This window comes from Xenorhabdus eapokensis (genome assembly GCF_001908105.1).
In genome coordinates, this window is the sequence record NZ_MKGQ01000007.1 from 1 (window position 1) to 17884 (window position 17884).

Annotated in this window: 19 protein-coding genes; 5 read left to right on the forward strand and 14 right to left on the reverse strand. The window is 44.6% G+C overall.

From position 1 onward, the window contains the following. Positions 1-266: 266 nt before the first annotated feature. The gene (yfcD, locus tag Xedl_RS06730) at positions 267-785 is read right to left on the reverse strand and encodes an NUDIX hydrolase YfcD (RefSeq protein ID WP_074023067.1); all 519 of its coding nucleotides are present in this window, start codon (positions 783-785) and stop codon (positions 267-269) included. 124 nt (positions 786-909) lie between these two features. On the opposite strand from yfcD, the gene Xedl_RS06735 reads away from it, so the two are divergent. Together Xedl_RS06735 and Xedl_RS06740 are read left to right on the forward strand one after the other, a co-directional pair. Next, positions 910-1530 (forward strand): glutathione binding-like protein, encoded by a 621-nt coding sequence (locus Xedl_RS06735; RefSeq protein WP_074023068.1) that lies wholly within the window; start codon positions 910-912, stop codon positions 1528-1530. 131 nt (positions 1531-1661) lie between these two features. After that, positions 1662-2576, forward strand: a complete 915-nt coding sequence (locus tag Xedl_RS06740; protein WP_074023069.1) for a TIGR01777 family oxidoreductase — start codon at positions 1662-1664, stop codon at positions 2574-2576. 77 nt (positions 2577-2653) lie between these two features. Here Xedl_RS06740 and Xedl_RS06745 read toward each other — a convergent pair whose 3' ends face one another. The 11 genes from Xedl_RS06745 to Xedl_RS06795 all read right to left on the reverse strand — a co-directional run bounded on the left by Xedl_RS06745 (position 2654) and on the right by Xedl_RS06795 (position 13170). Next, positions 2654-3244 carry a UbiX family flavin prenyltransferase gene (locus tag Xedl_RS06745; RefSeq protein WP_074023070.1) on the reverse strand — a complete coding sequence of 197 codons (591 nt, stop codon included), beginning with the start codon at positions 3242-3244 and terminating at the stop codon, positions 2654-2656. 45 nt (positions 3245-3289) lie between these two features. Continuing rightward, the gene (gene purF, locus Xedl_RS06750) at positions 3290-4807 is read right to left on the reverse strand and encodes an amidophosphoribosyltransferase (protein WP_074023071.1); all 1518 of its coding nucleotides are present in this window, start codon (positions 4805-4807) and stop codon (positions 3290-3292) included. 32 nt (positions 4808-4839) lie between these two features. Further along, positions 4840-5328: a colicin V production protein gene (gene cvpA / locus Xedl_RS06755; RefSeq protein WP_074023072.1), complete on the reverse strand. Its 489-nt coding sequence runs from the start codon at positions 5326-5328 to the stop codon at positions 4840-4842. A gap of 139 nt (positions 5329-5467) precedes the next feature. Continuing rightward, complete coding sequence (dedD, locus tag Xedl_RS06760) at positions 5468-6154, reverse strand: cell division protein DedD (RefSeq protein ID WP_074023073.1); 687 nt, start codon at positions 6152-6154, stop codon at positions 5468-5470. Then, the gene (gene folC, locus Xedl_RS06765) at positions 6144-7448 is read right to left on the reverse strand and encodes a bifunctional tetrahydrofolate synthase/dihydrofolate synthase (protein ID WP_074023074.1); all 1305 of its coding nucleotides are present in this window, start codon (positions 7446-7448) and stop codon (positions 6144-6146) included. Before folC ends, dedD begins: the two co-directional genes overlap by 11 nt. Continuing rightward, positions 7441-8388, reverse strand: coding sequence for an acetyl-CoA carboxylase, carboxyltransferase subunit beta (accD, locus tag Xedl_RS06770; RefSeq protein WP_074023075.1), 948 nt, complete (start codon positions 8386-8388; stop codon positions 7441-7443). Before accD ends, folC begins: the two co-directional genes overlap by 8 nt. Positions 8389-8531: 143 nt before the next feature. After that, entirely contained in the window at positions 8532-9230 is a 699-nt protein-coding gene (locus Xedl_RS06775) for a DedA family protein (protein WP_074023076.1), read from the reverse strand. Positions 9231-9300: 70 nt separating this feature from the next. After that, on the reverse strand, positions 9301-10134 hold the full coding sequence (truA, locus tag Xedl_RS06780; protein ID WP_074023077.1) for a tRNA pseudouridine(38-40) synthase TruA: 834 nt from the start codon (positions 10132-10134) through the stop codon (positions 9301-9303). Then, the gene (locus Xedl_RS06785) at positions 10134-11144 is read right to left on the reverse strand and encodes an aspartate-semialdehyde dehydrogenase (protein WP_074023078.1); all 1011 of its coding nucleotides are present in this window, start codon (positions 11142-11144) and stop codon (positions 10134-10136) included. Before Xedl_RS06785 ends, truA begins: the two co-directional genes overlap by 1 nt. Positions 11145-11198: 54 nt before the next feature. Continuing rightward, a complete protein-coding gene (gene pdxB / locus Xedl_RS06790) occupies positions 11199-12326 on the reverse strand; it encodes a 4-phosphoerythronate dehydrogenase PdxB (RefSeq protein ID WP_074023079.1) in 1128 nt (375 codons plus the stop codon). 73 nt (positions 12327-12399) lie between these two features. Beyond that, the gene (locus tag Xedl_RS06795) at positions 12400-13170 is read right to left on the reverse strand and encodes an AraC family transcriptional regulator (RefSeq protein ID WP_074023080.1); all 771 of its coding nucleotides are present in this window, start codon (positions 13168-13170) and stop codon (positions 12400-12402) included. A 149-nt stretch (positions 13171-13319) separates the two neighbouring features. On the opposite strand from Xedl_RS06795, the gene Xedl_RS06800 reads away from it, so the two are divergent. Further along, positions 13320-14219 carry a DMT family transporter gene (locus Xedl_RS06800; protein ID WP_074023081.1) on the forward strand — a complete coding sequence of 300 codons (900 nt, stop codon included), beginning with the start codon at positions 13320-13322 and terminating at the stop codon, positions 14217-14219. On the opposite strand, the gene Xedl_RS06805 is transcribed toward Xedl_RS06800, so the two are convergent. Further along, positions 14172-15605: a sensor histidine kinase gene (locus Xedl_RS06805; protein ID WP_074023082.1), complete on the reverse strand. Its 1434-nt coding sequence runs from the start codon at positions 15603-15605 to the stop codon at positions 14172-14174. The two genes, Xedl_RS06800 and Xedl_RS06805, sit on opposite strands and share 48 nt — an antisense overlap. After that, positions 15605-16270 (reverse strand): transcriptional regulator TctD, encoded by a 666-nt coding sequence (gene tctD / locus Xedl_RS06810; RefSeq protein WP_074023083.1) that lies wholly within the window; start codon positions 16268-16270, stop codon positions 15605-15607. The genes Xedl_RS06805 and tctD overlap by 1 nt, the downstream gene beginning before the upstream one ends. A 185-nt stretch (positions 16271-16455) precedes the next feature. On the opposite strand from tctD, the gene Xedl_RS06815 reads away from it, so the two are divergent. Both Xedl_RS06815 and Xedl_RS06820 read left to right on the forward strand, forming a co-directional pair. After that, the gene (locus tag Xedl_RS06815) at positions 16456-17430 is read left to right on the forward strand and encodes a Bug family tripartite tricarboxylate transporter substrate binding protein (RefSeq protein WP_074023084.1); all 975 of its coding nucleotides are present in this window, start codon (positions 16456-16458) and stop codon (positions 17428-17430) included. Positions 17431-17443: 13 nt separating this feature from the next. Continuing rightward, positions 17444-17875 (forward strand): tripartite tricarboxylate transporter TctB family protein, encoded by a 432-nt coding sequence (locus tag Xedl_RS06820; protein WP_074023085.1) that lies wholly within the window; start codon positions 17444-17446, stop codon positions 17873-17875. Positions 17876-17884 lie beyond the last annotated feature (9 nt).

Genomic DNA, 17884 nt, shown 5'->3' on the forward strand with positions numbered 1-17884 from the left:
ATGATAAAATCTTGCTGTGACATAGCCTTTTGTTCCTTTATTTCTCTATTTTTGACGACTTAAAGTTATAAAGGAGCGGCTATGTCATTTCAACTCACCCTAAAAGTCGAGCATCGCGTTAAATTAAATATTTACCATTCGAATCCACTGGGAGTATGTATTGTAAATATACATACTCCTATTTAGATTTATTATTTAATACCAATGAAAGATACTCATTTCGGTAATGAAAGTCACAATACCTACCAGGCTTAGAATAGATAGAACTACTCCACTTGGTTGTTACGTGCTAACCATAAAGAGAGCGCTTTCAGTGAATCCTGTGTGAACTCATCACAACGCGCTGTGATTTCTTGGGGTGTTAACCAGTAAACGGCGGTAACTTCTTCTTCCTGCAATGCAAATGGCCCATGACTAACACAACTGAACAGGCCACCCCATATACGGCAAGTCTCCTCTTCATAATAAAAAATCCCATGTTCGGCAAAAGGAATACCTGCAATTCCCAATTCCTCTTCGGCTTCCCGCCGCGCAGACTCAAGTAAATTTTCTCCTGCCATCACAACACCACCTGCCGTTGCATCCAATTTTCCCGGATAAAAGTCTTTCGTTTCGGTGCGATGCTGAACCAGAATTTTGCCCATACCGTCATGCACGACAATATAGGTAGCACGATGCCTCAAGTTTTGCGCTCTCATCTGCTGACGAGACGACTGTGCAATGACTTCATTGTCTTCATTGACAATGTCAATCCATTCAATATTGGCTGATTTTTCTTGCATCATTCTAAGAACCTTTTATCAATGAGTTGCATGTTATTTTTTGCAGTAAATTTATAACATTTATAGACAAACGATGGTAAGGTAACATCAATATATTTCTCAGAAAGTTATTATTGCTGGAGGTTATATGATAGATCTATACTATGCTCCAACCCCAAATGGCTATAAAATTACCCTTTTTCTTGAAGAAGTTGGCATACCTTACACTACCTACCCCATCAATATCAGTACTGGCGAACAGTTCAAACCTGAATTTCTTGCCATTTCACCCAATAACAAAATCCCCGCGATTGTCGATCACCAACCCGCTGATGGAGGAGAACCTATCTCTATCTTCGAATCAGGGGCTATTTTACTTTATCTGGCAAACAAAACAGGCCAGTTATTAAGCAAAGACTGGCGTGAACGTACCGAACAACTGCAATGGCTGTTTTGGCAAGTTGCCGGTTTTGGCCCAATGCTCGGTCAAAATCACCATTTCAACCGCTACGCTCCAGAAGTTGTACCTTATGCCATTAATCGCTATGTGGAAGAATCAAAACGGTTATACAAGGTGCTAAATACCCAACTGGAAAAAACGGCTTATCTCGGCGGAAACGAGTACAGCATCGCAGATATTGCCACTTATCCGTGGGCAAGATGCTATGAACACCAAAAAATCGACCTACAGGATTATCCGGCGGTAGCTAAATGGCTGGATAAGATCAGCCAACGCCCTGCAACACAAACAGCCTATAAGGAAGCCTAAATATCATTTGATGGCGATATTTTTCACCATAAAACTTGATATTGGTAACAGATAGCAGCGTATTTCGCTGCCACTTAAGTCATCCCTTGTTATAGTCAATACGCTATTATCTTTTGTTACAGGGGGTGGCTATGCGTATCTTACTTACGGGGGGAACAGGGCTAATTGGTCGTCAATTGACCTGCCAGTTGATTTCTCTCTCCCATTCCATCACCATTTTAAGTCGTTCACCACAAAAGGTGTATTCACTGTTTTCTGATCGCGTTGAATGTTGGACAACGCTAAATGACCAACCCGATCTTAATGGCTTTGATGCTGTTATCAATCTTGCTGGCGAGCCTATTATCAACAAACGATGGACAGCGAAACAAAAAGAGAAACTTTGTCAAAGCCGTTGGCAGATCACTGAACAATTGAGCAAGCTAATCAAGGCCAGTGAATCTCCACCATCTGTCTTTATTTCCGGCTCAGCCGTTGGCTATTATGGCGATCAGGGACAATCAGTCGTTACCGAAAACGATCTTCCTCATAATGAATTTGCCCATCAGCTTTGTGAACGTTGGGAGCAGCTTGCCCTACAGGCTCAAAGTGACAAAACCCGTGTATGTTTGTTACGTACAGGCATTGTATTAGCCCCCAAAGGAGGGGCATTGCAAAAAATGTTGCCACTATTCCGGTTGGGTTTAGGGGGAGCAATCGGCAATGGCAAGCAGTATATGCCGTGGATACACATTGACGACATGGTCAATGGGATCTATTACCTGCTAGTATCCCCTGAGCTATATGGCCCCTTTAATATGACATCTCCTTATCCGGTTCATAATGAGCTGTTTAGTGCCACACTCGCAACGATATTACATCGCCCTGCTTTTATACGCATACCTGCATTTGTGTTAAAAGCCATGATGGGAGAAGCCGCAGAGTTAATCTTAGGTGGTCAGCAAGCTATTCCCAAAAAACTGGAAGAAGCTGGGTTTGGTTTCCGTTATTTTCAACTGGAAGAAGCCTTGCAGGATGTCATGAAGGAAAAGAATAGTGCTTGCTAACTTTATATATCCGAATAAGAATAAGGTCGTCAACAATATGCTGTTGTCGTTCATTCACAACAGCATATTGATTCAACTTAAATGCCATACTCAGTGGGTTTAGCGCCCTGCCAACGGCTAAACAGATCTTCTGGCAAGTCAATCTCAAATTGATCAAGTACCCGATTAACCGTCTGGTCGATAATATCCTGAATATGTTCAGGACGATGATAAAATGCGGGAACAGGCGGCATGATCACCGCCCCAATTTCTGCTGCCTGCACCATTAACCTCAAGTGCCCCAAGTGCAAGGGTGTTTCCCTCACTCCCAACACGAGTTTGCGCTTCTCTTTCAAAACAACATCAGCGGCACGGGTAATTAAGCCGTCAGTGTAACTGTGTACAATACCTGATAAAGTTTTTATGGAGCACGGCAAAATCACCATACCCGATGTCTTAAAAGAGCCAGAGGAAATGGCTGCGGCAATATCACGATTGTCATGTACAACATCAGCCAAAGCCTGTACATCTCGCAACGTGTAGTCCGTCTCCAAGGCCAACGTCTGCCGAGCTGATTGGCTGATCACTAAATGCGTTTCAATGCCTTCTACTGGCTGCAACACTTGCAGCAACCTGACACCATAAATTGCACCACTCGCTCCGGTCAGCCCGACAATCAATTTCTTCATGTTTTCCTCTGGAATTCTAGCTATAACTGCATGATAATAACAATATTATCCTTCATTATATATTTCCAGATCCTCTATTTCGCCCTGTCCACGCACTTTCATAGCATCGTCTTTACGCAGGTTTTCCAGATAGTCGAGGTAACACTGGTCAATGTCTTTCGTGACATAGATACCATCGAATACAGAGCATTCGAATTTTTCAATGTCAGGGTTTTCTTCCCGGACAGCCTGAACAAGATCGTGAAGGTTTTGGTATATCAGCGCATCAGCACCAATGATCTGACGAATTTCATCCACTTCCCGGCCGTGGGCAATCAGTTCATTGGCATTCGGCATATCAATACCATAAACATTCGGGAAGCGAACTTCCGGTGCCGCCGAAGCAAAATAGACTTTCTTAGCTCCCGCTTCACGCGCCAGTTCAACAATCTGTTCAGACGTGGTTCCACGCACAATGGAATCATCCACCAGCAACACATTTTTACCCCTGAATTCAGCGCGATTAGCATTCAGTTTACGACGAACGGATTTACGTCGCTCCTGCTGACCAGGCATGATAAAGGTACGCCCTACATAACGGTTTTTGACAAATCCCTGACGATAGGGCTTATCCAGAATATGGGCAATTTCCAAGGCGATATCACAAGAGGTTTCCGGTACGGGAATAACGACATCAATATGTAAGTCTTCCCACTCACGGGCAATTTTTTCCCCCAATTTCCGTCCCATCCGTAATCGGGCGTTATATACCGAAATCTTGTCAATAAAGGAATCCGGACGAGCGAAATAGACAAACTCGAACAAACAAGGGGTTAATGATGGGTTTTCTGCACACTGGCGCGTAAACAATTGCCCGTTTTCAGTGATATAAATCGCCTCCCCAGAAGCCACATCACGCAGAAACTCAAAACCCAATGTATCCAGCGCCACACTTTCCGATGCCACCATATATTCATTGCGACCATCTTTCAGTGTTTTCTTTCCCAACACCAGAGGGCGAATGCCATGTGGATCACGAAAAGCCACCAATCCATGCCCAATAATCATGGCAACACAAGCGTAAGCTCCACGAATTTTTTTGTGCGTTTTTGAGACTGCTGAAAAAACATCATCAGGCTCTAAGGGGAAATGGGGAAATTGGGTTAATTCATTGGCAAAAATATTTAGGAGAATTTCGGAATCTGAGGTCGTGTTGACATGACGGCGGGCATCTTCAAACAGCATTTTTTTCAATTCATGTGCGTTTGTCAGATTGCCGTTATGTGCCAACGTAATACCAAAAGGAGAATTCACATAAAAGGGCTGCGCTTCAGATGCACTGGAACTGCCCGCCGTAGGATAACGGACATGCCCAATGCCGATGGTTCCCTGTAAACGTAGCATGTGCCGTGTTTCAAACACATCCTTGACCAAACCATTAGCCTTACGTAAACGAAACCCATTGTTACCATCAATAGTTGCAATACCTGCTGCATCTTGTCCACGGTGCTGAAGCACCGTCAATGCATCATAAATCGATTGGTTAACCGGTGTAAAACCGACGATACCGACAATACCGCACATGTAGCCTTTCCTCATCAGCCAAGCGGAGAGCGTTATCTCTCCGGCAGGAAACTCGACGCACTTTGTAGGTAGTCAAAAAACCACCTGATAATTTGACTAAACTGTGGGATCAGTTGTGATTGTTGCCAATTCTGACTTTTGGGTAGTGGCGTGAAAGAGTCCGCAAGAAACAAAATAGCAGAGACTACCAAGACACCCCGCAAAGCCCCAAAACAGATCCCCAAAACTCGATCAGTACCTGACAGGCCCGTTCGCTGAACAAGTGAACCAATGACATAGTTTACTACCGCACCAACAATCAGTGTTGCAATAAATAGGATAGCAATCGCTACCCCATTGCGCACCAGCTCATCCTCAAGGCGGGTAAAATAAGCCGCCAGATAAGTATAGAAGTGGCTTGCAACAAAGAAAGCACAGCCCCACGTTATCAGGGAGAGCGCTTCACGAACAAAGCCACGAATCAAGCTAACCAGTGCCGAGAAACCAATGATGGCAATAATCGTATAATCAATCCAGACCATATTTTAATCCAAAAACAGGCTCCCGACATTCAGGTCGGGCGCATTCTAACAGAAAACGAAAACGTTTGCGTAGTAGATTTATCACTCTACTGAAAATTAACCCTTATGGACTCCTCACTCCCCATAAAGGCCAATCGAATTATGGCTTATAGTTTTTGATCTGCCCTTGTAATCCGGTAAGTTCCTTCAATTCGGACAAAACAGATGCCAGTACCTGCCTTGATGCATTCGGCCCTACATAGATTCGAGTTAATTGCCCCTGTACCGGAGAAGAAGGAACTGTATATACCTGATGCCCAGAAAGACGCAGCCTTGCCACTATCTCATCAACCTTATCCGCATTTTTTAATGCACCAAGCTGAACAACATATGCCGTTGCCTGAGGAGGCTGTTCTGTTGGCTTTGGTTTAGGTTCTGGCTTGCTTTCAACGCGAGGTTCAGGTTTAACCTGTGGCTTAGTTTCCACTTTCGGTTGAGGAGATGGCTCAGATTTCACCGTTACTTTAGGCTCTTGAATAACAGTAACAGGAGGTGCTGTTGTTGGCTCTGAAGGCGATGGCCGAGATAACATGTCTATATCCGGCTCTTGCTCCTGTGATTGCATTGCTTGTGCAGCACCTTCGGGCGGTGTAGATGGCATGTTTTGTGTCAATGGTGGGAGCGAATCAATATCTTCTTCATCACCAGGTTTTGGCATCAACGGAATCGAAGCAAATTGCTCTTCGTTATATTGCTTATCGCCATCAAAAATCATAGGCAGGACAATCACGCCCAATGCGACAAGAACGATAGTGCCAACCAAGCGATTTTGGAATTTACTGGCCACTTTCCTTGCCCTCCTCCAGTGCTTCCATAATATGTGCGACCGTGTGGAAAGAGCCACAAACCACGATAATATCTTGCACCGATGCGTCTTCCATTGCCTGTTGCCAGGCGGTTTTGACGTCGGCGAATGTCCGAGTCTGAGCCTGCACAAGATGTCCAGACAGTACCTCGGCCTCTGCTCCCCTCAATTCATACAACGATGCGCAATACCACTCATCAATCTGTTGAGAAAGGCAAGCAAGTGTACCTGCTATGTCTTTATCTGCCAACATGCCAACTACACCACGGATCTTACTGTCTGGTAAGCGAGGGAGTTCTGCCAGCTTTTGCACTAGATAACCCGCAGCATGTGGATTATGAGCCACATCCAAAATGACCAACGGACTTTCCCTGACAATTTGGAAACGCCCTGGTAATTGCGCATTTCTTAGCCCTGCACAGATTGCTTGTTCATCAATGGCTTGGCTGACTTTGCCATCCTGCTGCAACAAGCAGTGAATCACCCCCATTGCAGTCGCGGCATTGGCCAGCGGCAAATTAGGTAAGGGTAATTCATTAAATTGTCGATTACCGCTTAGCCAGTTCCAGCTATTTTCATTCTGTGAGAAATGCCAATCAACGCCACGACGAAAGAGCTTCGCGCCCAACTCATCTGCAACTTCAGCAATTGAGTGAGGCATATCATGTTCACCCACCACCGCAAAATGTCCACGGCGGAAAATGCCCGCTTTTTCACGGCCAATGTGTTCGCGATCTGCGCCCAACCAATCTGTATGATCCAGTGCAATACTGGTGATGGCGGCAATATCGGCATCAACGATATTGGTGGCATCCAAACGTCCACCCAGCCCAACTTCCAAAATCACAACATCAAGCTCCGCTTCTTTAAAAAGCTGTAATGCTGCCAACGTCCCATATTCAAAATAAGTTAATGAGATGTCGCCACGCTGAGCTTCAATCGCAGCAAATACACGGCAGAAATCTTGTTCCGCAGGTTCCTTTCCCTGAATACGTACCCTTTCGGTGTAGCGGACTAAGTGCGGGGAACTGTACACGCCGACTTTAAGCCCTGCGGCCAGAAAAATAGATTCCAGAGTATGACAAGTGGTTCCTTTGCCATTGGTGCCTGATACCGTGATAACTTTTGGTGCCGGATTCAATAAGCCTAACTGGCGACCTAGTTTACCCACGCGCTCAAGCCCCATATCAATGGCTTTGGTATGCAGGTTTCCCAGATAGGAAAGCCACGTCATCAGTGGCGACGTGGCTTGAGGAATTTGTGAAATATCAGACATCTTCTTTATTAGGATTGATGTTTATATCCGCTTCGACATCAGCAGGTTCAACAACAGTTGCTTCTACTGTCTCTGCTTTTGTGCCCGGCTGTGGTTTATGAGTCAACATTGCAAGCAGGCTGGCAACTTTATCGCGCATGTCAGGACGACGCACAATCATATCAATCGCACCTTTCTCCAGCAGGAATTCACTGCGCTGGAAACCTTCCGGCAATTTTTCCCGCACGGTCTGCTCGATGACACGAGGACCCGCAAAGCCAATCAATGCCTTAGGTTCACCGATATTGATATCACCAAGCATCCCCATACTTGCCGTTACTCCACCCATTGTTGGGTTGGTCAAAACACAGATATAAGGCAATCCACGATGTTGCATTTTTGCCAGCGCAGCACTGGTTTTTGCCATCTGCATCAGTGACATCAACGCTTCCTGCATACGTGCCCCACCACTGGAAGCAAAACAAACAAATGGGCAGTTATCTTCCAAAGCCTGTTCAACAGCACGCACAAAACGAGCGCCAACCACAGAGCCCATTGAGCCACCCATAAAATTGAACTCAAAGGCACCAGCCACAACTGGCATGTCATGCAACTTACCTTTCATAACGATGAGTGCATCTTTTTCTTGCGTCTGCTTCTGGGCTGCAACTAAGCGATCTTTATATTTTTTGATATCGCGGAATTTCAGGGTATCTTTGGGTTCCAGCTCACTGCCTAATTCTGTGCCAGTACCTTCATCCAAAAATGAATGTAATCGCTTACGGGCTGAAATGCGCATATGGTGGTCGCATTTTGGACACACTTCAAGGTTACGCTCTAATTCAGCACGATAAAGTACCTGACTGCAACTGTCGCATTTTGTCCAAACTCCTTCAGGTATGCTTGCCTTACGAGTTTGTATAATTTTGCTTTTGTTTAGAATCTTTTCAATCCAGCTCATTAATGAACCTTTCCGTCTGAATCTGGCTGCTGCCAGCTTTTGTTTTACGTGCCATTAAACCACAATGCCATCGCAGTGTGGATAAAAAACTGCTCAAACCTGTTTACGGTTATCGATTTATCTATCTTCTATTTATCTGTCTTCTACTTATCTACTGCACGGTTTGTTGCTTTTTTCGATGCAGCACGACGATGACGCCAAATTTCTATGATACCTGGCAAAATAGAAATAAAAATAATTGCAACAATCAATAATTTCAGATTCTGCTGTATAACAGGCATATCACCAAATAAATAACCAGCATAAGTGAATAATAGCACCCAGATAAAGGCACCGATTACATTATAAGCAGCAAAGTGGCGGTAAGACATTTTCCCCATTCCTGCAACAAACGGGGCAAACGTTCTGATAATTGGCACAAACCGCGCCAAGATTATTGCTTTTCCACCATGTTTTTCATAAAACTCATGGGTTTTATCTAAATAACTGCGGCGAAAAATCTTTGAATTTGGATTGGAAAATAATTTCTCACCAAAAATTCTGCCAAGGGTATAGTTGATAGCATCACCAATAATCGCGGCTGTCACCATCAAAGCCACCATGATGTGTACATTCAGATCATTGGAATCTAATGCAGATAGTGCGCCAGCTACGAATAGCAAGGAGTCCCCTGGCAAAAATGGCGTGACCACCAAGCCTGTTTCACAAAATATAATCAGAAATAGGATGCCATAAACCCAGTCACCATAACTAGCAACCAACTCAGCTAAATGAACATCAATATGTAAAATAAAATCGACAATGAATTTTGCAAAATCAACAAAATGAGTCAAAAACTCCATAATATTCCTCGTTATGACCAAACTTCCCTGTCACGATTCGAAAATGTCAAATTAAATGATTTGCCAGAAACTAATCATTTTCCAGAAACAGAGGTCCCATAATGGGTTCAGGTAAACCAAAACGCTCAGGGTAATCCACAGCAACTAAATATAAGCCTTCAGCCTTGGCAGTTGCTGCCGCTTTTGTCCTGTCTTTCAGTGCCAATAATGCAGCCATCCAGCCAATATCCTGGTTACCGCAACCAATTTCCAGTAAGCTGCCAACGATATTGCGTACCATGTGATGAACGAAGGCATTCGCCTTAATGTCCACGACAATATAATGCCCGTACCGACTAACGTTAACATGCATCACATTGCGCCACGGTGAATTGGACTGGCATTGCACTGCCCGGAAAGAGGTAAAGTCATTTTCTCCCAATAAGCTCTGTGCCGCTTCATGCATTTTTTTCTCATCCAATGGATAATGAAAATGCGTGACGCCATGCGCCAATACCGCGGGACGATAGCGATGGTTAAAAATCACATAGCGATAACGGCGAGCAGTGGCACTAAAACGGGCATGGAACTCATCATCCACCGTTTTAACCCAACGTACTGCAATATCCGGTGGCAAATGGGTATTTACGCCCATTGTCCATGCAGCATCTTTACGTTGGGCTGAGGTTTCAAAATGCACGACCTGCCCCGTCGCGTGTACCCCTGCATCCGTTCTACCCGCACAAAAAACTGAAATCGGTTCATTCGCTACTTTCGACAGGGCTTTTTCCAGACATTCCTGTACGCTTTTCACTTCTTGCTGACGCTGCCAACCATAATATCGACTGCCATCATATTCAATCCCCAGCGCAATTTTCACTTTTTTTGCCTCTGGCACAGACTGACTCAGCGCTGTATCCGACATCAGTAAAATTGCTCCTGCATCAGTTTCTCGGCGATCTCAACCGCCATCAAGGCACCACCAAAACGGATGTTATCGGCAACTGACCAAAATTGCAGCACCTCTGGCATACCATAGTCATTGCGCAGACAGCCTATGCTTAAGCTATCACTGCCCGAAGCATCAGTGACCTGAGTCGGATAATCACCCTCTTCTGAAACCTGAATATCTTCAAGGCGTTCAAATTCACTGCGGGCTTCTTCTATCCCAACCGGACGCAATGTCTCCAGATTCACCATTTGGCCAATGCCATAGAAAACCGAAGACTGGACACAGTTTACGGAAACTGGCAATCCTGCATCCTGCAATACTCTGCGAATTTGATCGACAATACGACGCTCTTCACACACCACACCTTCTGCATCAGGCAACAAAGGCAATAAATTGAAAGCTAATTGTTTGCTGAAATAGCCTTCATCTGGTGGAATGCCATTCAATAAACGCGCACTCTGCCCTGCCAGATCATCAATGGCTGCTTTGCCATGAACAGAAACGGGCAATATATTGGTCAAATGTAAACGGGCAATGCCAGCCGCATCGATCAATGGCTTAATGGCTGTCAGAACCTGACTTGTTGAACTATCTGCCACAGCAATGATGTTACGGTTACGGTATTCAGCCAATGCGTATGGATTAACGCCAGGAACAACCAAAGGCACATCTGGCTCGGCTGCAAACAAGCCGCTGCCATCAATCACCAGGCAACCAGATTCTGTTGCTTTTTCAATATGTTGTGCAGTTACTTCCATCGTCGCGGCAAAAAAGGCGAGTTGTACCTGTGACCAGTCAAATTCTGCCGCATCACGAACCGTGATGTTTTTTCCGTTAAAACGCTGGATCTTTCCAACACTTTGTTCACTGGCAAGAAGATGCAGTTCACCAACCGGAAATTGGCGTTCCTGTAATAACGCCAATATCGCTTCACCTACTGCACCCGTTGCACCCAAGAGCGCAATATTCCAACCTTCTGACATGTTGGTTCTCTCCACTTCTTTTATTTTGCTGACAGGCAAGGATCCCTGCCTGTATTAAATCACTTTTGCATTAAACCCAATTCTGGACAGTAATTGAGCACTCTCTTCTGAGTCACAATGTACGGTCAGGGAAGACCATTCCCGACGTTCTGGATAGTATTTGCGTAATCGATCAAAAGTACCTTCCTGATCCGCAACCTGACGTAAGGGCGCATCATCACGGCGCACATCATACACTAAATGCATTAAACGCTTGAGGAGACTTTGTGTCACTTCCCCCCGCACTGTGACCTGACTGAAATCTGGTGTCGGCAACAGATCAGCTAACTGCGTCTTACGAGGTTGCCCCAGGAACTGACAATAGGCTTCAAAAACCTGAGTTGTACCCCGTGCTTTGCCTTCCAAGGTATAGCCAGCAATATGTGGAGTCGCAATATCAACCAAAGCTAACAGGGGTAGAGAAAGGTTAGGCTCTGGTTCCCAAACATCAAGCACTACACGTAACTTTTTCCCATTTTGCAGCGCGGAAAGTAACGCTTGATTATCAACCACCTCACCACGGCTGGCATTAATCAAAATACGGTTGTCCGGCAATGCAGAAAGTAATTCTGCATCAGCCAAATGATAAGTCTGGTATGAACCAGAGTGATTAAGAGGTGTATGAAAAGTCAGAATATCCGCTTCTTGCACCAATTTTTCTAAAGGCCAAAATTCCCCCTCATCACCACGATCTGCACGGGGAGGATCGCACAATAACGTCTTCACGCCCAAAGCCGCCAGTCGATCAGCTAAACGACCTCCGACATTGCCAACACCGACAATACCGACAGTTTTATCTTTAAGCTGAAATTGATCTTGTTCAGCCAATAGCATTAGTGCCGAGAACACATACTCAACCACGGCAATAGCGTTACATCCAGGAGCAGCGGAAAAACCAATCCCTGCCTGAGCTAGCCATTGCTGATCAACATGATCCATTCCCGCAGTGGCAGTCCCGATAAATTTCACCGAACTACCTTGCAACAACGATTCATTGACTTTAGTGACAGATCGAACCATAAAGGCATCAGCATGTTCCAAAATTCCTTCAGGCACTGGGCGCCCCGGAATTGCCTGCACTTCACCTAATTGCTGGAAGAGTTGTTCAGCATAAGGCATATTTTCATCAACTAAGATTTTCACTTTTCTCATCCAATGGCTTAAATGGGCGTGATCCGCTATTCTGCCACTTTATCCACATAAAGCCTATATGCCCCTAGCCTTTTCTGAAACGTTCTGGCGTTGTGCCCGCTATCTGCTGAAACATGGCGATAAAAGCCGATGATGAGCTATATCCCATATCAAATGCGATTTCGTGAATACTTTTCCCCTGTTCTAATAAGGATATGGAATGCAGAAACCGTAGCCGCTGCCGCCATTCGCTAAATGACATCCCCAATTCCTGCTTACAGCGCCGCGATAAAGTTCTCTCTGAGGTATAACGCTTTTTGGCCCACTCAGCTAAAGAGGTATTATCCGCCGGATTGCGTTCCAACATCTGTAATACTGGAGTGAGCAACTTATCTTTTGAAGAAGGTAAGTAGGTACATTGCTTTGGTGATAATTCCAATTGATCAATTAACACTCGTGCCAAGCGCCGATCTATTTCTGTTTCCGGTTGCCAGATCTTTCGTGCAAAAAAATCCGCCATAATAGCATTGAAGATGCCACTCAATCGGATAATACAAGGCTGTTGCGGTAAGATATCAGTCCATTGTGGCGAAATATCGATTATCCAAAATCGCAATGCCTTCCGGTTATAACTCGAATGGGCGGTATTTTCCGGTATCCAGATACAAAATTCCGGTGGAGCCAGAAAACGCTGTTTGCCTACCTGCGTTTCCATCACCCCACAAACAACATAAATTAATTGCCCAAAAGGATGCGAATGTAACCGACATTCCGTATCAGCATTCAGTGTCTCATCACGAAAAGAGAGTGTATCTGGTATGATTGGTTGCAAGTTCGTCTCCACCCGTTCTATCATTTTTACTCCCGCAATCTTTTATCCATAAAGTAACAAAGGGTAAATATCTTGTCTTAATTGCCCTATCTGTTGTCTGATTATCAATATATATAATAAATCGGTCATTGCTAAACTAAGTACACGAAACACTCACATAAATATCCAGCTTAATGAAGAATTTATTATTTCCCCTTGTCGCTGTGCTGATCTGGTCAGTCAATGCCGTTGTCAGCAAAGCTGCTGCCACTCTTATTGAACCTGCTGCCATTGCTTTCTACCGATGGTTTATCGCCTTTCTAGCTTTGACGCCTTTTATCTTATTGCCAATCCTGAAACAGCGGAAAATCGTTGCGCAATATTGGTGGAAGTTATTGATTTTGGGTTCTCTGGGCATGGTGCTTAACCAAAGCCTGGCGTACTACGCAGCCCATACCGTCAGTGCGACAATCATCGGTATTTTCACTTCATTGATACCACTATTAACTGTCATTATCAGCATCTTTGCCTTGCGGGCTGCCCCTACTGTTGGTATCACTCTCGGCACCGTGCTGTCTCTATTCGGCCTTGTGTGGTTGATCAGCAAAGGGGAGCCCTCTTCCCTATTGCAACACGGTCTGGGTATTGGAGAAGTGCTGATGTTTATTGCAGCAGCGTCTTATGCCTTATATGGGGTTTTAACCAAACGCTGGGCAATTCCATTACCCAACTGGCAATCACTCTATGTACAAATTGGGTTCGGTGTTTTATTGCTTCTACCCAATTTCTTGATGGCAAACAATGTTCAGTTAACAGCCGATAATATTTCTCTTGTTCTGTTTGCCGGCATTCCCGCATCCATTCTTGCACCCTATTTGTGGATACAGGGGGTCATTCGCATTGGCGCAAATATGACTGCTATTTTTATGAATCTGGCGCCCGTATTTACCGCCATCATTGCTATTGTGGCTCTCCATGAAGAAATGCACAGTTACCACCTAATTGGGGGAGGTATTGTTTTAGTTGGTGTGATACTTGCGCAACAGTTACGTATCCCGCTCATTCGTAGAAAGCCCGAATATAATTCTCACTAATAACCCACCTAGTACTTCACTGGGTAAAAGCTGGAGAGTGGCACTGTGGTATCGGCAGATTTCTTTAACAATAGTCAGCCCTAATCCCGTCCCCTCCAGCCCGGTAGCGTTATCCAATCGGTTAAACGCCATAAGCGATTGATAAATATATTTTTGAGCGATACCCGGCCCTGAATCATCGATCTCAAGACAAGCCTGTTTTTTATCTGGCATTATGCTCACTCTTCCCGTTACCACTCCCATTTGCGGGGTATATTTGATGGCATTATCCAGCAAGTTGGCGCACATTTCGGCTAACAATAGGGGATCGCCCTTGATCCATAAGGCCTCTTCCCCTTCGTAACCTAAGTCAATATTTTGGCTTTCTGCTTGCTGTAAACGAGAAAAGCAAACTTGTTGCAATAGTTCCACGATATTGACTGGCTGATAATTTTGTATTGCTTCTTTTTCATGCACTTTAAGCTGTGAAAGTTGCAATAGACGAGCAGTCAGTGAGATCATGTTATCCAAACTCTTATCAATCGCCGTCAGTATATTATCCCGCTGCTCTGGATCTTGATTGCCACGTGCGACTGCAACCTGTGTTTTCAATACCGCTAAAGGGGTTCTCAGTTGATGAGAAGCGTCCGCACTGAATCGCTCTTGGCGTCCAACCATTAACTCCAACCGTCCAATATATCGGTTAAGCGATTGCAGTAATGGAGCAAGTTCGGACCAGGGTAAAATATTTGGTAATGGTGTTAGATCATTGGCAGAACGAAGGCTCATAATGCCTGAAAGTTTTCGCAACGGTTTAAGCAGAAGTTTGAGCAGAATATAAGCAATGAGTAATGTCAATAATACGACTGCCCCCTGATTAACCAACGAAGATAGCAACAATTGGTTAGTCATATATCGGCGAGAAGTTTCAGTTTCTGCCACCAATATCAACGCCATTCCCATTATGTTGCCTTCATTGATCGGTTGATACAATCCCACTACACGTATAGGTTGCCCCTGGTATTCGGCATTATAAAAATAAGCTAATGCTGTATACAAAGGTGAACGCTGGACGTTCTGCGGTATTCGAGGAAGGTCGTTATAACCGGAAATCGTCTTTTCTTCCGGCGATATAACCTGATAATACAGGCGATCATTGGTATTGCGCTCGAAACTGTCCAAAACAACATAAGGTACATCAACGATCAGGTTCTGATCCCGAACAGCCAAGCGCTCAGCGACTGTTCTTGCTGATGCAAGCAGAGTTCTGTCATAAGCCAGCATTGCAGCATTTCTTACACTGATATATTGACTATAAACAGAAGCACAGCCCAGTAACAATAGGGGTACACCAAAAAACAGTAACAATTGGTGAAATAACGACCGTGGTATTGTTAGATATTTCATTACATCAACCGCTCCAATCGATATCCCAATCCACGCAATGTCTTTATTTCTACATCACTGTTGAGTAATTTTTTCCGCAACCGGTGAACATACAATTCTATGCTTTGTGGATTTGCCTCATCCGATAGGGAAAATACCTGCTCAAACAATTGTTGTTTAGATACCGGACGCCCTCGACGATGAAATAGTGTTGTTAAAACAGATAGCTCTCTGGGAGTCAGTGCCAACGGGATATTGTTCAATACAAAATACCCTTCGCCTTCATAAGCTAATGAACCAAATTTCTGCGCCTCTTGTGGGATGGCTGAACTACGGCGTAACAACGCACGAATACGCGCTTCCAGCTCTTGAAACTCAAAAGGTTTGGTCAAATAGTCATCAGCACCAGAATTCAATCCTTTCACACGATCCGTAACCTCGGTTTTGGCAGTCAATAACAGTACGGGTAAGTTTTGACCTCGCTTACGCAACCGCAATAACAGAGACAAGCCATCCAATCTGGGTAAAGCCACATCCAGAATCAACAAGGCATAATTTTCCGTCTGCAAAAGCTGATCTGCCACAATACCGTCTTTCGCCAGATCAACCACAAATCCAGCATTATTCAATGCCTTTTGTAACCAATGTGATAATTCTGGGTGATCTTCAACCAATAAGAGCCGCATGAATAATACCTATTGTTAAAAATTAACAAGATTATGTAAAACACTACGCAAATTAAGCGATTAAGGTCACATCCAGACAACTTTTCTTGTTAATGAAAGGTAATTGAAAGGTTTCATTTCTATAAATAAACATGCGCCAGAAATTTGTCATCCATCTTCTTTACTGGTGCTATGTGAGGAATAAAATGAGAACTTTTAAAACGTTATTAACCGCTGCGAGCCTGTTTATTTGTGCCTGCGCTTTTGCAACTTCTGCTCCCGATAGAACCGAATGTATTGCACCAGCCAAACCGGGTGGAGGCTTCGATTTAACCTGTAAACTCATCCAAATTTCACTATTAGAAACCAAAACTATCGACTCTCCTATGCGGGTAACATTTATGCCCGGAGGTGTCGGTGCAGTTGCCTATAATGCCATTATTGCCCAACGGCCGGGTGAATCCGGCACTGTCGTTGCCTTCTCTGGGGGTTCCTTATTGAATCTTGCACAAGGCAAGTTTGGTCGCTACAACGTCAATGATGTACGCTGGCTAGCCAGTGTCGGCACAGACTACGGCATGATTGCTGTACGCAATGATTCTCCTTACCAGACGCTGACAGATTTGATGGAGGCTTTTAAAAAAGCGCCCGATAGTATTGTGTTTGGCGCAGGTGCTTCCATCGGTAGTCAAGACTGGATGAAAACCGCATTACTGGCAAAAGAGGTGGGTATTGATCCCCGCAAAATGCGCTATGTCGCGTTTGAAGGTGGTGGTGAACCTATCACTGCCCTGCTGGGTAATCATATTCAGGTCGTATCCGGTGATCTAAGTGAAACTTTACCTTACCTCAATGGCGATAAAATTCGCATACTCGCTGTTTATGCAGATAAACGCCTGGACGGCGATCTGGCAAAAATTCCAACAGCAAAAGAACAGGGTTATGACCTTGTTTGGCCAATTATTCGCGGTTTTTATATGGGGCCAAAAGTTTCTGATGAACAGTATCAATGGTGGGTAGATACCTTTAAAACACTCCAACACACTGACGAATTCAAAAAACAGCGTGAACTACGCGGATTATTTGAATTCAATATGACGGGCAAAGAGCTGGATGACTATGTGAAAAAACAAGTTATTCAATACCATGAAATGGCCAAATCCTTTGGTTTAGCAAAATAACAGGGGTAGCATCATGAGCGATCGTATCTTTGCTACTGTATGGCTGGTGCTATGTGGAATAGGGTTGGTCATTGGCTGGGGGATCCATAGCGAATATAGCTACGAACCTCTGGGTCCTCGTCCATTTCCAATTGCAATTATTTCATTAATGACACTCTGTGCTTTACTGTTGCTGTTTAAAAAACCTGACCCTGTTTACTGGCCGACACCACAAGTGTTACGTCGCTTAGTTTTATTAATTGCCACACTAGCCGCTTATGCTTGGTCATTTGAGTGGTTGGGGTTTCCACTCGCAACCACATTATTGACTATCTGCGTAGCACGACTCTTTAACGCTACTCTGCTTGCCGCGATTATTTCTGGGGTATTTCTCGGCAGTTCGCTCTTTTTCGCTTTTGATCGTCTGTTAGAGGTCACACTGCCCCTCGGCAGTTGGCTCAGCTAAGGAGACAAT

Bases quoted from the DNA above. Each gene is read 5' to 3' on its own strand.
- Xedl_RS06800 (WP_074023081.1), top strand. From the start codon at position 13,320: ATGAAGAATTTATTATTTCCCCTTGTCGCTGTGCTGATCTGGTCAGTC.
- accD (WP_074023075.1), bottom strand. From the start codon at position 8,388: ATGAGCTGGATTGAAAAGATTCTAAACAAAAGCAAAATTATACAAACT.
- Xedl_RS06805 (WP_074023082.1), bottom strand. From the start codon at position 15,605: ATGAAATATCTAACAATACCACGGTCGTTATTTCACCAATTGTTACTG.
- Xedl_RS06740 (WP_074023069.1), top strand. From the start codon at position 1,662: ATGCGTATCTTACTTACGGGGGGAACAGGGCTAATTGGTCGTCAATTG.
- truA (WP_074023077.1), bottom strand. From the start codon at position 10,134: ATGTCGGATACAGCGCTGAGTCAGTCTGTGCCAGAGGCAAAAAAAGTG.
- Xedl_RS06735 (WP_074023068.1), top strand. From the start codon at position 910: ATGATAGATCTATACTATGCTCCAACCCCAAATGGCTATAAAATTACC.
- cvpA (WP_074023072.1), bottom strand. From the start codon at position 5,328: ATGGTCTGGATTGATTATACGATTATTGCCATCATTGGTTTCTCGGCA.
- Xedl_RS06745 (WP_074023070.1), bottom strand. From the start codon at position 3,244: ATGAAGAAATTGATTGTCGGGCTGACCGGAGCGAGTGGTGCAATTTAT.
- Xedl_RS06815 (WP_074023084.1), top strand. From the start codon at position 16,456: ATGAGAACTTTTAAAACGTTATTAACCGCTGCGAGCCTGTTTATTTGT.
- folC (WP_074023074.1), bottom strand. From the start codon at position 7,448: ATGTCTGATATTTCACAAATTCCTCAAGCCACGTCGCCACTGATGACG.
- Xedl_RS06775 (WP_074023076.1), bottom strand. From the start codon at position 9,230: ATGGAGTTTTTGACTCATTTTGTTGATTTTGCAAAATTCATTGTCGAT.
- tctD (WP_074023083.1), bottom strand. From the start codon at position 16,270: ATGCGGCTCTTATTGGTTGAAGATCACCCAGAATTATCACATTGGTTA.
- Xedl_RS06785 (WP_074023078.1), bottom strand. From the start codon at position 11,144: ATGTCAGAAGGTTGGAATATTGCGCTCTTGGGTGCAACGGGTGCAGTA.
- Xedl_RS06795 (WP_074023080.1), bottom strand. From the start codon at position 13,170: ATGATAGAACGGGTGGAGACGAACTTGCAACCAATCATACCAGATACA.
- yfcD (WP_074023067.1), bottom strand. From the start codon at position 785: ATGATGCAAGAAAAATCAGCCAATATTGAATGGATTGACATTGTCAAT.
- Xedl_RS06820 (WP_074023085.1), top strand. From the start codon at position 17,444: ATGAGCGATCGTATCTTTGCTACTGTATGGCTGGTGCTATGTGGAATA.
- purF (WP_074023071.1), bottom strand. From the start codon at position 4,807: ATGTGCGGTATTGTCGGTATCGTCGGTTTTACACCGGTTAACCAATCG.